The 13,471-nt window shown below is 43.0% G+C and carries 16 protein-coding genes and 1 riboswitch; of the genes, 4 read left to right on the forward strand and 12 right to left on the reverse strand.

What is annotated here, in order from left to right; all coding sequences use genetic code 11:
* Nucleotides 1-65: 65 nt before the first annotated feature.
* From LCD34_RS13600 to LCD34_RS13610, 3 genes are all read left to right on the forward strand, one after another.
* Nucleotides 66-548, forward strand: a complete 483-nt coding sequence (locus LCD34_RS13600) for a spore coat protein (RefSeq protein WP_182489096.1) — start codon at nucleotides 66-68, stop codon at nucleotides 546-548.
* 147 nt (nucleotides 549-695) lie between these two features.
* A complete protein-coding gene (locus LCD34_RS13605) occupies nucleotides 696-1,187 on the forward strand; it encodes a CotY/CotZ family spore coat protein (RefSeq protein ID WP_008348432.1) in 492 nt (163 codons plus the stop codon).
* 212 nt (nucleotides 1,188-1,399) lie between these two features.
* Nucleotides 1,400-1,843 carry a CotY/CotZ family spore coat protein gene (locus LCD34_RS13610; protein WP_008348434.1) on the forward strand — a complete coding sequence of 148 codons (444 nt, stop codon included), beginning with the start codon at nucleotides 1,400-1,402 and terminating at the stop codon, nucleotides 1,841-1,843.
* A gap of 37 nt (nucleotides 1,844-1,880) precedes the next feature.
* Here the strand turns inward: LCD34_RS13610 and LCD34_RS13615 are convergent, their stop codons facing one another.
* The 10 genes from LCD34_RS13615 to LCD34_RS13660 form a co-directional block, all read right to left on the reverse strand.
* Nucleotides 1,881-2,456 (reverse strand): CotO family spore coat protein, encoded by a 576-nt coding sequence (locus LCD34_RS13615; RefSeq protein WP_047945549.1) that lies wholly within the window; start codon nucleotides 2,454-2,456, stop codon nucleotides 1,881-1,883.
* A gap of 113 nt (nucleotides 2,457-2,569) precedes the next feature.
* Nucleotides 2,570-3,346 (reverse strand): enoyl-ACP reductase FabI, encoded by a 777-nt coding sequence (gene fabI / locus LCD34_RS13620; protein ID WP_003211867.1) that lies wholly within the window; start codon nucleotides 3,344-3,346, stop codon nucleotides 2,570-2,572.
* A gap of 149 nt (nucleotides 3,347-3,495) precedes the next feature.
* Entirely contained in the window at nucleotides 3,496-4,302 is an 807-nt protein-coding gene (gene thiD / locus LCD34_RS13625; protein ID WP_052320244.1) for a bifunctional hydroxymethylpyrimidine kinase/phosphomethylpyrimidine kinase, read from the reverse strand.
* A 17-nt stretch (nucleotides 4,303-4,319) separates the two neighbouring features.
* A complete protein-coding gene (locus LCD34_RS13630) occupies nucleotides 4,320-5,333 on the reverse strand; it encodes a thiazole biosynthesis adenylyltransferase ThiF (RefSeq protein WP_017359662.1) in 1,014 nt (337 codons plus the stop codon).
* Nucleotides 5,330-6,097 (reverse strand): thiazole synthase, encoded by a 768-nt coding sequence (locus tag LCD34_RS13635; RefSeq protein WP_007498979.1) that lies wholly within the window; start codon nucleotides 6,095-6,097, stop codon nucleotides 5,330-5,332. Before LCD34_RS13635 ends, LCD34_RS13630 begins: the two co-directional genes overlap by 4 nt.
* Before the next feature lie 4 nt (nucleotides 6,098-6,101).
* Nucleotides 6,102-6,305, reverse strand: coding sequence for a sulfur carrier protein ThiS (thiS, locus tag LCD34_RS13640; RefSeq protein ID WP_017359663.1), 204 nt, complete (start codon nucleotides 6,303-6,305; stop codon nucleotides 6,102-6,104).
* Nucleotides 6,302-7,414 carry a glycine oxidase ThiO gene (gene thiO, locus LCD34_RS13645; protein ID WP_017359664.1) on the reverse strand — a complete coding sequence of 371 codons (1,113 nt, stop codon included), beginning with the start codon at nucleotides 7,412-7,414 and terminating at the stop codon, nucleotides 6,302-6,304. The genes thiS and thiO overlap by 4 nt, the downstream gene beginning before the upstream one ends.
* A complete protein-coding gene (tenI, locus tag LCD34_RS13650) occupies nucleotides 7,398-8,015 on the reverse strand; it encodes a thiazole tautomerase TenI (RefSeq protein WP_017359665.1) in 618 nt (205 codons plus the stop codon). Before tenI ends, thiO begins: the two co-directional genes overlap by 17 nt.
* Nucleotides 7,990-8,700 (reverse strand): thiaminase II, encoded by a 711-nt coding sequence (gene tenA, locus LCD34_RS13655; RefSeq protein WP_017359666.1) that lies wholly within the window; start codon nucleotides 8,698-8,700, stop codon nucleotides 7,990-7,992. The genes tenI and tenA overlap by 26 nt, the downstream gene beginning before the upstream one ends.
* 78 nt (nucleotides 8,701-8,778) lie before the next feature.
* Nucleotides 8,779-8,888, reverse strand: a riboswitch (TPP riboswitch).
* A gap of 53 nt (nucleotides 8,889-8,941) precedes the next feature.
* A complete protein-coding gene (locus LCD34_RS13660; protein WP_007498989.1) occupies nucleotides 8,942-10,789 on the reverse strand; it encodes a monovalent cation:proton antiporter family protein in 1,848 nt (615 codons plus the stop codon).
* Nucleotides 10,790-10,949: 160 nt separating this feature from the next.
* Here LCD34_RS13660 and prpE point away from each other — a divergent pair, with 160 nt between their 5' ends.
* On the forward strand, nucleotides 10,950-11,693 hold the full coding sequence (gene prpE / locus LCD34_RS13665) for a bis(5'-nucleosyl)-tetraphosphatase PrpE (protein ID WP_017359667.1): 744 nt from the start codon (nucleotides 10,950-10,952) through the stop codon (nucleotides 11,691-11,693).
* Nucleotides 11,694-11,733: 40 nt separating this feature from the next.
* Here the strand turns inward: prpE and LCD34_RS13670 are convergent, their stop codons facing one another.
* Together LCD34_RS13670 and LCD34_RS13675 are read right to left on the reverse strand one after the other, a co-directional pair.
* Entirely contained in the window at nucleotides 11,734-12,627 is an 894-nt protein-coding gene (locus LCD34_RS13670) for an RluA family pseudouridine synthase (RefSeq protein ID WP_175415476.1), read from the reverse strand.
* Nucleotides 12,628-12,644: 17 nt separating this feature from the next.
* Nucleotides 12,645-13,445 (reverse strand): NAD kinase, encoded by an 801-nt coding sequence (locus tag LCD34_RS13675; protein ID WP_008355343.1) that lies wholly within the window; start codon nucleotides 13,443-13,445, stop codon nucleotides 12,645-12,647.
* Nucleotides 13,446-13,471: the final 26 nt, after the last annotated feature.

Genomic DNA, 13,471 nt, shown 5'->3' on the forward strand with positions numbered 1-13,471 from the left:
ATAAATGCCCGAGACAAAACCAATCATTCCAGCATTTAATAAAGTAAACGGAAGGAGGAAAAGAAATGGATTCTAAACCATACTCTTGGGTCGCTCTAGATCGTAACTGTACACACCACGGCGATTACAACAACTACGAAAGAAAAGCAGTTTGTGACGGCCACTATTATGATGATGAAGATGTTTTACAAGACTTTGATCAAGTGAGTGTCACAAAGCAGACATCTGAGGAAGTCATTATCGTTAGAGATTCTTGTGACATTAACGTCTCTTCTGTTGATGCACAGGTTGCAGCATCTATCCAAGCAGCTGTTCAAACAGCGATCATCACCATTACAAACATCTCAATCGCTGATGGTGACCTAGCTGACCGCGTCACGCAAGATCTCTTACAAGCAGCTAGCCACAAACAAACAAATCGCCAGAAACTTGTTATCGAAAACTCTAGAAACGTTACAGTCTCTACAATCGATGCGGACATCTCTATTGCCATCCAAACACTTACACAGACACTTGTTGCGACGATCGTTGCAATTGGTATCCTCTAATGTACAAAAGCAGAGCGAAAAGCTCTGCTTTTCCTTTTTCTAAAAATACAACAAAGATAAATAGTCATTTACCCACACCAACTAGAGGGCGCATACATATGTTGTTAAGGACTAAAGTCAAATACCTTGTTAAAGGAGCTGAAATCCATGAGCTGCGGAAAACACCATGGCCGACATGATGAAAACTGTGTATGCGATGCGGTTGATAAGATTTTAGCAGAGCAGGAAGCTGTAGAAGATAAATGTCCTACGAGCTGCTACAGTAATTTATTAAGCCCGACAGTTTCTGGAAAAGATACGATTCCGTTTTTACTTTTTGATAAAAAGGGCGGATTGTTCTCTACTTTCGGAAACATTGGAGGATTTGTTGACGATTGCCAATGCTTCGAATCCATTTTCTTCCGGGTTGAAAAATTGCATGACTGCTGTGCCACATTATCTGTATTAAGACCTGTTGATGTACACGGACATACGCTAAGCGTTTGTCACCCTTGCGATCCTGACTTCTTTGGTTTAGAAAAAGCGGACTTTTGTATCGAAGTTGATTTGAACTGTTTCTGCGCGATCCAATGTTTAAATCCAGAACTTGTCGACAGAGTCATGCCAACAAAAGATAAAAAGCATCATCACCACGGCTAAACCAATCGCCCGCTCATCTATCTTGTCATAAGTCAAAGCATCCCCTTCCTCACGAATGACAACCAATCATGCGGAGCAGTCAGCAAAAGGCGGCCGCTTCCGCATTGATTGACATTAGATGCATCAACCGGCGAGACACGTAATAAAGCTTATAGATGATGATGACAGTGCTCAAACACTCAAACAAATTTCCTTGTATAGGAGGGTTGAATATGAGCCGCAAACATTCATGGAACTGTGTAGCAGAGGCTGTTGAAAACATAAACGACTTACAAAATGCCGTCGAAGAGGATTGCCCGACCAGCTGTTACAGCAATCTCCTTTCTCCATCACATTCATTAGGTGACACTGTCCCGTTTGTTCTATTTACCTCAAAATCAAAACCATTCGTCGCATTCGGAAACGTCGGAGAAGTAGATGCTGGCCCTTGCTTCAGCACTGCATTTTTCAGAGTCGAACACATCTCTGATCACTGCGCAACACTCAGCTTGCTTATTGCATTTGACAAAGATCGTCATATTTTAGATTTTACAGATAAAGATTCCGTATGTGATGTGTTCCGTTTAGAAAAATCAAAGTATTGCATTGAAGTAGACCTTGACTGCTTCTGCGCAATCGAGTGCTTAAATCCAAGACTCATCAACCGTAGCTGCTAACAAAAAAAGTCCCATTATGGGACTTTTTTTATGTTCATTAAAAACCAAGTGGATGAATAGAAGAAATATCACCAATTGCTAATTCCACTGGATTACCGCCGCCTGCCGTGCGGATGACCACCATATTGTCTTTTCTCTCCATGATGATCCCTCTATATGTTTTTCCATCGGCTTCAATGAGGCAAAGCGCTCTCGGCATATTATGCGGCAGACTTGTAAGAAAATCGACTTTCTCCTCGATATTCATTTGGCTTAACGGCTTCTTCACTCGTTTTCTTCTTGGTTCTTCTTTTGTTTCATGAAATACGCCTTCTGGCTGTTTTTCTTGTTCTTGTACTGGCTCTCGATTTTGTGAATTATCTTTTTCTTGATTGATCTCCCGCTCTTGCTGTAGCGCAGGCGGCTCTTCTTTTTTCTGCTTTACTTCCTGTGATACAGGTTCTTGCACGCTCTCTTCGATTGCATCCTCTTTGGCGCTTTTTTTGGTTTCTGAAGGTTTTTCTGACTTCTTGCGCTTTCTCACAATATTTTGCATGGCCGGCGCTGATTCATCATAGCTCGGCTGAACAATATACATAAGCGGCTTTTGATTCTCATCACCTTTATTTGACATACTAATCCCTCCCGAATGATTCATTCCTTATATATATGAGAGGACACCCCAAATCAGAAGAAAAATAAAAAACAGCATACCAGTGATTGGTATGCTGCAAATCAATTATTCGTTTAGCGGGCAATGATATGGAAGCCAGAATCAACATGAAGATTCTCACCTGTCATGCCGCGGGATAAATCACTGAATAAGAATAGTGCTGTATCGCCAACTTCTTCAGGAGTCGTTGTACGGCGAAGCGGTGCACGCTCTTCAATATCCTTCAGGATCGTATTAAAGCCGCTGATTCCTTTTGCAGATAACGTACGAATTGGACCAGCAGAAATGCTGTTCACACGGATGCCTTCCGCTCCAAGATCAGCTGCTAAGTATTTCACACTTGCTTCAAGGGCTGCTTTTGCTACACCCATGACATTGTAGTTAGAGACAACGCGCTCTCCGCCTAGGTAAGTAAGTGTGACAATGCTTCCGCCTTCTGTCATGAGCGGACGTGCTGCTTTTGCTACAGCTGTTAGTGAATAGGCACTAATGTTGTGCGCTAAAAGGAAACCTTCACGGTTCGTGTTCAAATATTCACCGACAAGCTCTTCTTTGTTCGCAAATGCAATCGCATGTGCAACACCATGGATGACTTGTACTTTTTCTTTAATCGTTGCAAAACATTTTTCGATTTCTTCATCACTTGTCACATCACAAGGAAGAATAATGGAATCATCACGCTCTAGCGTGCTTGCTAGTTCTTTTACTGATTCTGCAAGACGATCTCCAACATAAGTAAAAATCAAACGAGCTCCTGCTTCGTGAAGTGAACGAGCAATCCCCCAAGCGATGCTTCGTTTATTGGCAACACCCATCACCACAATATTACGGCCTTCTAAAGAAAAGTTCATATGTATTAAAGCCTCCTATTTTTTCAAGACATAGTATTAGTACCTGATCATAATCTTATCACAAATCATGAGATATTGACAATTTCCGTTGAAAGAAAGTTTTTATTTCAGAAAAAAGACCGTCCTCACAAGTGAAGACAGTCTTCTTTTTATGCTTTGACTCTGTTTTGCTGATAAGCAAAGTGGTTAGTCGGTCCGTGCCCAGCGCCAATATTCAGAGGAAATTTGATCGCCTCATGGACAAAGGTTTCTGCCGTTTCAAAGGCTTCTTTCATGGAACGACCTTTTGCTATTTCTGCCGTTAATGCCGCTGCAAATGTACAGCCTGTTCCGTGTGTATGTGGTGTATCAATATGTTCGTTCGTGAGTTCAAAAAAGCTTTTTCCATCGTACAAAAGGTCTGTAATGAGGCCGTCTGAAGGACTATGACCTCCTTTGATCACAACATAGGACGTGCCAAGCTCATAAAGTCGTTCTGCTGCTCTATGGCGATCGTCTTTTGTCTGAATGCGCATGCCTGTCAGCACTTCTGCCTCAGGGAGATTCGGTGTGACTGCATAACTGACAGGTAGTAACTGTGTTTTCATAGCAGAGACCGCATCTTCATTTAATAAAGAAGCGCCGCCTTTGGCAATCATGACTGGATCGACAATTAGTTTCAAGTCATATTGCTTCGTCTTTTCAGCAACAACACTGATCATGTCGGCACTCCACAGCATTCCTGTTTTAGCGGCATCTGGCAACAAGTCTTCTGCTACTGCATCAATTTGACTTTCGAGCGCCTCGATAGACAGTGGATAAATACCGTGAACACCAAGTGTGTTTTGCGCTGTAATGGCCGTAATGGCGGACATTCCGTACACACCAAGCTCCTGAAAGGTTTTCAAGTCTGCTTGAATACCTGCTCCACCACCAGAATCAGTACCTGCGATGGATAATGCTTTTTTAATCGTCATGTCATCTCACCCTCTCATTAGCCAATCCATTGATGATAAATCGTTCTCGCTTTCGCAATATCATTTGTCCCATGTACAAGCGCTCTGCCATCTTTGAATAAAACAAGCTTGTACTCATCCTTCTGACACGAAAGCAAATAAGGATTTTCCAGCACATCCATTCCTGCTTTCTTTAGCTGACGTGCTACTTCATGAAGCGCCGGGGGTGCCCCTAGTGCACTGCGAATTTGTACAGTATTTCGTCCACATAATACATCTGCTTTTGCTCTTTGATCATATGAGAGAAATGGATATGTCTTAAGACCGCAGCTTGGACATTGTTTCTTTTTTAAAGACGTAACGGATCGAATATCAGATCGCTCGTTTGTCCATAAATCAAACGATCTTAATACCGGCGTGATGTGGTGTCCTGTTAAAAGCTTCAGTGCATCCGCCACTTGATAGGCCGCAACCTGCTGCACTACTGGACTAATAATTCCTGCTGTATCACATGTCATGCCTTGTGCAGGCAAATGCTCAAGCAGGCAGTGTAAACATGGTGTTTCACCAGGAATCACTGTGAATTGAATACCATAGCTTGCTACACAGGCCCCGTAAAGGAACGGAATTTGATGTTTGACGGCCGCATCGTTCGCAATCATTCTCACCTCAAAATTATCCGCTGCATCCACGATGATGGATGCCCCGCTGACGTACTCATCAATATTTTGAGCGGTCACGTCAATGACGATGCCTCTCACATGAACGTCACTGTTCACCTGCTTGAGTCTTTTCTCAGCAGCCACAGCCTTTGGCAACCGATCAAGAACATCTTGTTCTGTGTATAGCTGCTGACGCTGCAGGTTGCTCCATTCAATATAATCTCTATCCAAAATGGTGACAGATCCTACGCCGGCACGGACGAGCATTTCAGCACTCGCTGTTCCAAGTGCCCCAGCCCCAATAATGACGGCCTTTGAGGCATGTAGCCGTTTTTGTCCTTCTGTTCCAATCGGCCTAAAAAGCTCTTGGCGTGAATAACGTGTGCTCAAAATGCTGGCATTCCTTCCTGCGGGCTGCTGGCTGTTCCATAGTTTTTGAGTGGAATACGGCCTGCCTCGAAACCGAGTCTTCCAGATTCAATCGCCAGCTTCATCGCTTTAGCCATTTTCACAGGGTCCTTTGCGCCAGACACGGCTGTATTCAGTAATACAGCATCAGCGCCCAATTCCATCGCATAAGCAGCATCCTTCGGAGAACCTACACCCGCATCAATAATAACTGGCACCTTTGCCTGTTCAATAATAAACGATAGATTCAGAGGGTTTAAAAGTCCTTGACCTGATCCAATTGGAGAAGCACCTGGCATAATGGCATGGACACCAAGTTCTTCTAATTTCCTTGCCAGCACCACATCATCTGACGTATATGGCAGCACGATAAAGCCTTCTTCTAATAGCATTTCAGATGCTTTTAACGTTTCGACTGGATCTGGCAGAAGAGACCTTGAACAGCCAATGACTTCTACTTTGATCATGTCACACAGTCCAGAAGCTTTCGCTAAACGAGCAATCCTCACCGCTTCTTCCGCTGTACTTGCCCCTGCAGTATTTGGCAGCAATGTATAGGCTGATAAATCGAGCTGCTCTAAAAAATTGGGCTGTGATGGTTCAAATATGTTCATTCTTCGCACAGCAAAGGTCAAAATTTCAGCTTCTGATACGTTGACCGCCTCTTTTTGAACTTCAAATGATGGATACTTTCCTGTCCCTAGTAATAGTCTTGATGTAAATGTTTTTCCGCCAATGCGCAGCATGGTGTCATCCTCCTCCTACAAAGTGAACGATTTCAATCGTGTCATTTGGTTGAATTTTTACCTGTTGAAAGGCTTCTTTATCTATAATTTCATGATTTTTTTCAACGATTACCACTCGGTTTTCAAGTTGATAGGCTGATAGCAGATCAAAAACCGTGCCATTTTCCTTATCGAAATCAACCATTCTTCCATTCAATTGAATTTTCATACGAACAATGCCTCCTTTCGCCCAATCCGAAACGCATGAAGCCATTCCTTGTGAACAGACTCGCCTACTATCAAGCGGCGAATGATTTCCCCCGTAATTGGCGCAAGTAAAATGCCATTTCGATAATGTCCCGTTGCAAAAAGAATACGCTCGTCTTCCGGATGTTTTCCGATATAGGGGTGCCGGTCGCTTGTCGCTGGCCGAAGACCTGCCCAGCATTGATCAATCGGCATCTCTCGAATAGAAGGCATGAGCTGAGATGCTTTGTGAATAACTTCTTCAATACCACCAAGTGTCGGAACGGCCTGCCAGTCATTCGGTTTCATCGTTGCACCAATCACTAGCTTACCGCTATCCCTTTGAACGATATAACAATGATCATGATAGATGGTGTGTGCAAGCGCTGGACCGTTATTCCAAACAGACACGCATTCTCCTTTTACTGGATAGAGAGAATGTGATAACCCCAGTTCTTCTAAAAAACGGCCTGACCATACACCACTTGCTACAGTCAGATGATCACATGTGAAGATGCCTTTAGCTGTACTGACTGTCAATGTTTCTTTTCCCCTCTTTACATCGATAACGGGGGTAAACTCCTTCACATCCGCTCCTTGCCGAACAGCCGCCTGCCAAAAAGCCCTGCATACCGCATATGGCTCGACATGTACATCATCTGCTATCAAGCCTGCTCCTACAATGTCATCTGCTATTTGAGGCATACGTTCTTTTACGCTGCTTGCTTCAAGCCATTCAAATGTGGGCAAATGCTGCATCCGGCAAAGCGCACGCTTTTCTTGTTCTGTAAAAGCCACCTTCATAATCCCGCCCACTGATGTCCGAATATCAATGCCCGATTCATGCTGAAGGTCGACCGTTAATTTTTCATATAAAGCCTGACTTTGTCTGCCTACTTGAAAGAAAATATCTTCATCACCTTCTCCTTCAGCATGTGCACCCAGCATGCCAGCAGCCGCACTTGTCGTTTGCTTCCCGATCTCATTTGCCTCAAATAAGACAATCTGCTTTCCTGCTTTTGCAAGGTGATAAGCGATCGACATCCCTATGATTCCACCACCAATGATTGCAACATCATAATGCTTGTTCATAAGGATTCTCCTTTCGCTTTTTAGAAAATGTTTGCGCCATTTTGCGCGGCTGAGGATGAGCAAAAATTCCCGACATGACGGCTATTCCCTTTAAATCAACATGCATCAATTCTGGCAGTCGTTCTGGTGTGATTCCACCAATGACAACGACTGGAATGGACAGCGTAGAAGTCATTTCCTCCACAACCTTTATGCCTCTCGCCTGTAGTCCGGGTTTGCATGCGGTATCATACACATGTCCAAACATGACATACTCTGCCCCGTTCTTCTCTGCTGCTCTGGCTTCTTCTATCGAATGAACCGATACCCCCGCATGGAGGTGAGGAAATTTTTGTCTTAATTCCTTTGGCGAAAAGCTGTGTCCTGGAAGATGAACCCGGTGAATATTGGTCAGCAGCGCAACATCAACTCGGTCATTGATAATCAGCTTTTCTTTCGGAACACCTTCTGCTAGGAGTTGTTTCACGAGGTGAACCAGCTCACCTGCTGCCTTCGATCGTTCACGAATATGAATAAAGTCTACTTCAGACGCAATGTCTTTTATTTGCTTGATGAGCTCCCTGATAGGAAGCGTATCATTTGTCACTGCGTGGAGTTCCATTTGCACCAACCCCATCTAAGCATGCTGTCTGCCACATTTCTTTTTCATACGCCATCTCCCAGAAATGGTATTCGTAATAGCTCGAAATCACGAAATTTTCTTTCATATTAGCCCGCACATGTTCTGGCGCTTTTTCTGCAAGTTCATCAAAACGGTTCACCTGTTCAAAAACAAGCTCTTTAAACCAATCTCCACCATATGTCAAAATCCATTCTTGATAAATCGGATGGTCAGGTGTTGTTTGTTTCAGTTTTTCTCCTACCTCATAATAAAGCCAGTAGCACGGCAATAATGCGGCTAAAATTTCTTCAAAACGACCGCTTTTCACAGATCGGTACATATGCGAGGTATATGCATATGCAGTTGGAGAAGGTTTAAAGTTTGCCAGCGCTTCATCAGAGATCTGGAGCAGTTCTGTGAACTTTCTATGCAGTGATAGCTCTGCTTCATACGTACCCTGCGCATGATATGCCATTCTGCCTGTCGTATGTAAGTCCTCACTAATGGCAGCTCCATACGATTGTACTTTTGCAAAATGAGTTAAATAGTACGAATCCTGCATCACATAATAAGTGAAACGATCGAGTGAAAGTGTGCCATCACCAATCCCTTTTACAAAAGGGTGTGTAAAGCTCCCATTCCACCATCTAGCTGCTGCTTCTTTACATTCTTTCGAAAATGTCATGTTCCTCTCCTCCTGTTTTTCCATATAAAAAAACCACTTTCCGCGTGGAAAGTGGTTTGGAATTTGTAAAAAGCATAGTCAAACACCGCACCACTTCCCTACGCAGGTATGAACCTGTTCAGGTAATGAGGGTCTAAAAGTCTACACTTTTATCTCAGCCCTTTTAAAGGACTCCCCTAGTGGATCAAACATATATTGTTGTACCTCTATCTTAATCAGGATTTGTTCATCGGTCAAGGGTTCATTGCAACTCTAATTGGGCTCTAAGTCCTGCCACATACTCCCGGGAGCCAGACACAAGCACGCGGTCACCGCTTCTAAGCGTCGTATCCCCATGCGGTACTAAGCTGTCAATTCCTCTAAAAATACGGACAAACACCAAATCGCCGGTAAAAGGAAATTCCCTCAGCATGACATTATGATACCGATGATTGTTCATTTGAATTTGATACAAAGAAGAATCCTCATTTGTTAACAAGCGAATCGCATCAGGTGCTTCAATCAATGCCCTCAGCACCGTTTTAGATGATAAGAAGTTAGAAAAGGTATCGATCCCTGCTTCCTTTAATGTCAGCTCGGCTTCCGCTTTGTTAACACTTGCAATGACTTGTTTAGACCCTTCTTCTTTTGCAAATAAAGCAATTTCCTTATTTTTCGTTTCACTGCCTGTAGCCACAACGAGCACATCCTCTTGCCCAATGCCAGCCTGCCTTAGCGTATCATCGTCATATTGTTCAATCGCTTCAACTTCAAAGATGGAGTCAGCAAGCAAGGCTTCTTTATTTTCCTGAAAGACGTGTAAAATACGGATATCATATTCATCCTGATGCAAATCAAGCGTCACAGGTAACGTCAGCTGATTCGCTCCAATAAACGTCACACGCTTTTTATGATTGGTTTCACGTTCTTGTTTAAATAACGCCTTAAACCAAACAGGCGTTAAAACACTCGTGAGCACAGCGACTAGAATAAGGGCTCCTGACATTTTATGATCAATGACACCAAGCCGCTCACCAATCGTTGCAGCAGCAATAACTAGGGATAACGTCGAGGTTAATAAAAAACCAGAACCGATAACTTTTTTCATGTCATACCATTTTTTTAAATAAAGAATCGGAACGAGTTTACTAAGCAATAATGCGATAAACAGCAGCGGAATCATGATCATGATGGTTGGATCTTTAAAGAGTGACCATATATTCAGGTCCACACCGACCATCACAAAAAAGATCGGAATTAAAAATCCATAGCCAAATGAGTCCAGCTGCTGTACGAGCTCTTTATTAGGCGAAAGAAGAGACACAAGCACACCTGCTAAAAAAGCCCCAAGAATATTTTCAGCACCGAGTGATTCAGATAAGGCAACTAAGACTATAATGAGAGTAAAGATGGCTCTTGTCCCAATTTGCACCGTTCCTTTTGACATGGACTGAAAAATGGACTTTGTCTTAAATACCCGGCCAAATAAATAAAGAAGAATACCTGCCGCAAATAATAATAAGAGCAACCACATGTTCCCTGTTCCATCGCCATAAATGGAGGAAAACACAGCAAGTAAAATCATTGTCACCAAATCAGCAATAACGGCTACAAGCAAAATGATTTGACCAATATTCGTTTGCATCAACTTTTCCTCTTTTAAGGTAGGAACTACCACACCCAATGAGATGGTGGAAATAATAAGCGTCATTAAAAAGGCATTTTGAATAAACCCTGCAAGAACAAACGCATAAGACAGGATAAAGGACATACAAAATACGCCAACAAAAATAATGGTCGCTGTTTTAAATGTATTCGGTTCTTTTAAACCATTTGGCAGTTCTCGCGCTTTCTTCTTTGATTCAAAAGAAGAAAAATCTATTTCAAGTCCACTTAAAAACATAAGAAAAATAAAACCTAGCATGGATAACGTATCTAGCCATGCGTCGTGTTCAACAACTAGTTGAAGACCGCTTTTTCCAATGATGAGCCCCATGATGATTTCAGCGACAACGACCGGGATGGTCAGCTTAAATCGGTGCAATAAAATGGGGGTGAAAAAGGCTACAATAATAACGACAACGAGTGATGAAACAGATGTATGCTCCATTGGCTAAAGCCTCCTAACATTCATGTTTAATTTTTAAGTTTTACGTTAAAGCATTGATTCTAACAATTGCCCAAATGAAATGAAAGCCATTCGTTATATTTTCTAAAATTCAAACTTCTTTATATCCGATAAATGGATGAAAAAATCAGGAGGAACCTTTATGAAATTCGATATCATCGGCGATATCCACGGCTGCTACGAAGAGCTGCTTACCCTCATACACAAACTAGGATACGAACTCAAACACGGACTACCTGTCCACCCTGATAAGAGAACACTGGCCCTTGTTGGTGATTTAACAGACCGCGGCCCTCGATCAGTTGCCGTGATGCAATTTGTCATACACGCCTATTCTAAGGGTGCCATCCGCTATGTGCCTGGCAACCATTGTTTTAAGCTGTATCGCTATTTGAAAGGAAATCCCGTAAAATTACTGCACGGTATTGAAACAACGGTGAACGAAATCAAAAACCTGCCGCATGATGAACAAACCATTTTATCACGTGAATTTAAACATTTATTTGAAAAGGCACCGCTTTATGATGTACTGATTCCGAATGAACTGATCATTGCACACGCAGCAATGAAGGAAAAGGATATTGGCAAAAAACCGAACAAACAGATGAGGTCTTATCTATTATTTGGAGCAGTCACCGGAGAAACATGGCCAGACGGTCGACCTGTCAGGAAGGACTGGGCAAAGGAATATCACGGAAAACCATGGATTGTGTACGGGCATACACCCGTAAAAGAACCAAGATTTATCGGTAGAACGGTTAACATTGATACAGGCTGCGTCTTTGGCCACAAGCTCTCTGCCCTTAGATATCCAGAGCTTGAGACAGTATCTGTTCCTTCATCTATGCCATATGATGATTCAAGATTTCAGCATTTCACGCAATAAAAAACCCGGTCCACCATGACAGGTGACCGGGTTTACTTGTTTACTGAAGCAATAATGTCATATCATCCGGCAAAGGAGCCGAAAAGGTCATGGACTCCCCAGTTATCGGATGCGGAAAAACAAGGGTTTCACTATGAAGTGCCTGCCTGCCTATTCTCTCGCTTGTTCCACCATATAGCGTATCTCCAACAAGCGGATGACCAAGGAATTGCATGTGAACACGAATTTGATGAGTTCTTCCCGTTTCAAGGGTAAGGGACACATCAGACATATCTAAATGAGTATGTACCGCCCGCACCGTATAATGTGTTACGGCTTCCTGACCAGACTCATCTACCATTCGTTCAATAATGCTGTCCCCTTTTCGAGCAATTTTTGCTCTAATCGTTCCTTCCTTTTGCGTGATCATGCCATGTGTCATGGCTCTATACGTTCGCTTGACTTCCCCTTTTTTCTGCGCCTTTGATAAAAGGCTGTGTGCAAAGCGATGTTTAGCGACTAACATGACACCAGAAGTATCACGATCAAGACGGTTCACCAAGTGGACAGTCAGTCGAACAGACTGCTTAGCATAATGGTGAAGCAGTCCATTTGCAATACTATGCTCAGGGTGCTCTCGAGAAGGAATCGATGGGATATACGGCTTTTTATTCAGCACAAGCACGTGCTCGTCCTCAAATAAAATATCAAGCGGAATGGCCGCAGGTTTTAGCCCTTCACTCACTTTTTCCTCGGGAAATAAAATGGTGAGCCTGTCTCCCTCGCGTAGCTCATATCTCACGGTCACATGCTCTCCATTAATCAGAAGGTCACCGCCATCAAATTTAATATCTGTCAGCATTCGTTTTGAAATGCCAAGATCGATTAAGTAGTCCTTCAGCAGCCTGCCTTCTTCTTTGGCTGATATGGTTTTGTTTATCTTAAAGTATTCCAGCGAGAACAACCTCTTTCTTATTCTCCTTTGCCGATAAAGGAATCTTGCACCCTTTTCCAAAACGGAAATGGTCTAAATCGGGCAAACCGGACATTCTCGTCTGCCACTCGGCATTGAATGGATTTCACATCTTTATGCAGCAGCGACAAATGATCTATCGTCACCTGAAAATCCACATCATTTATCGGTTTGATCACACACGTATGGTGGTCCGGCAAAATGAGCGGCGAACCGACCGTTCTAAACACTCTGTTGTTGATTGAAGCCATTTCTGCCAGCTGGATCGCCCTAATGGATGGGTGAATAATAGCCCCGCCAAGTGCCTTATTATAGGCTGTACTGCCAGATGGTGTAGACAAACAAAGACCATCTCCTCTGAATGTTTCAAAAAGCTGACCCCTAATCTCAACATCTGCCACAAGTGTACCTTCCATACTTTTAATCGTACATTCATTCATTGCTAAATATTTTTCTTCCCGGCCGCCATCGTTGTACCTGACAATGACTTCAAGAATCGGATATTCCACAATATGATAAGGCGTTTTGGCAATGGCTAACACAAGCTTTTCTATTTCACTCGGTACCCAGTCCGCATAAAAACCAAGATGGCCTGTATGTACGCCGACAAAAGCGGTTTCGTTCAGACGGTTGCTATACCGGTGAAAAGCGTATAAAAGGGTTCCGTCTCCGCCAACTGTAATGACGAGATCGGGTTCCTCTTCATTTAATTCCATTCCAAAATCCAATAAGTAGGTCTGTATTTTATTTTTGAGTGTGTCAGATACAGAATTCCCTTTCGAAGAAACTGCAAATTTCATGAATTCTTCTCCTTTTCCACCTTGCT

Origin of the sequence: Bacillus sp. RAR_M1_44 (assembly GCF_020165935.1) — a bacterium.
Classification (GTDB): Bacteria; Bacillota; Bacilli; order Bacillales; family Bacillaceae; genus Bacillus; species Bacillus altitudinis.

What these genes read in the sequence shown, in the direction of transcription:
- LCD34_RS13600 (WP_182489096.1), top strand. Translation starts at nt 66, where the DNA reads ATGGATTCTAAACCATACTCTTGGGTCGCTCTAGATCGTAACTGTACA.
- LCD34_RS13605 (WP_008348432.1), top strand. Translation starts at nt 696, where the DNA reads ATGAGCTGCGGAAAACACCATGGCCGACATGATGAAAACTGTGTATGC.
- LCD34_RS13610 (WP_008348434.1), top strand. Translation starts at nt 1,400, where the DNA reads ATGAGCCGCAAACATTCATGGAACTGTGTAGCAGAGGCTGTTGAAAAC.
- LCD34_RS13615 (WP_047945549.1), bottom strand. Translation starts at nt 2,456, where the DNA reads ATGTCAAATAAAGGTGATGAGAATCAAAAGCCGCTTATGTATATTGTT.
- fabI (WP_003211867.1), bottom strand. Translation starts at nt 3,346, where the DNA reads ATGAACTTTTCTTTAGAAGGCCGTAATATTGTGGTGATGGGTGTTGCC.
- thiD (WP_052320244.1), bottom strand. Translation starts at nt 4,302, where the DNA reads ATGACGATTAAAAAAGCATTATCCATCGCAGGTACTGATTCTGGTGGT.
- LCD34_RS13635 (WP_007498979.1), bottom strand. Translation starts at nt 6,097, where the DNA reads ATGCTGCGCATTGGCGGAAAAACATTTACATCAAGACTATTACTAGGG.
- thiS (WP_017359663.1), bottom strand. Translation starts at nt 6,305, where the DNA reads ATGAAAATTCAATTGAATGGAAGAATGGTTGATTTCGATAAGGAAAAT.
- thiO (WP_017359664.1), bottom strand. Translation starts at nt 7,414, where the DNA reads ATGAACAAGCATTATGATGTTGCAATCATTGGTGGTGGAATCATAGGG.
- tenI (WP_017359665.1), bottom strand. Translation starts at nt 8,015, where the DNA reads ATGGAACTCCACGCAGTGACAAATGATACGCTTCCTATCAGGGAGCTC.
- tenA (WP_017359666.1), bottom strand. Translation starts at nt 8,700, where the DNA reads ATGACATTTTCGAAAGAATGTAAAGAAGCAGCAGCTAGATGGTGGAAT.
- LCD34_RS13660 (WP_007498989.1), bottom strand. Translation starts at nt 10,789, where the DNA reads ATGGAGCATACATCTGTTTCATCACTCGTTGTCGTTATTATTGTAGCC.
- prpE (WP_017359667.1), top strand. Translation starts at nt 10,950, where the DNA reads ATGAAATTCGATATCATCGGCGATATCCACGGCTGCTACGAAGAGCTG.
- LCD34_RS13675 (WP_008355343.1), bottom strand. Translation starts at nt 13,445, where the DNA reads ATGAAATTTGCAGTTTCTTCGAAAGGGAATTCTGTATCTGACACACTC.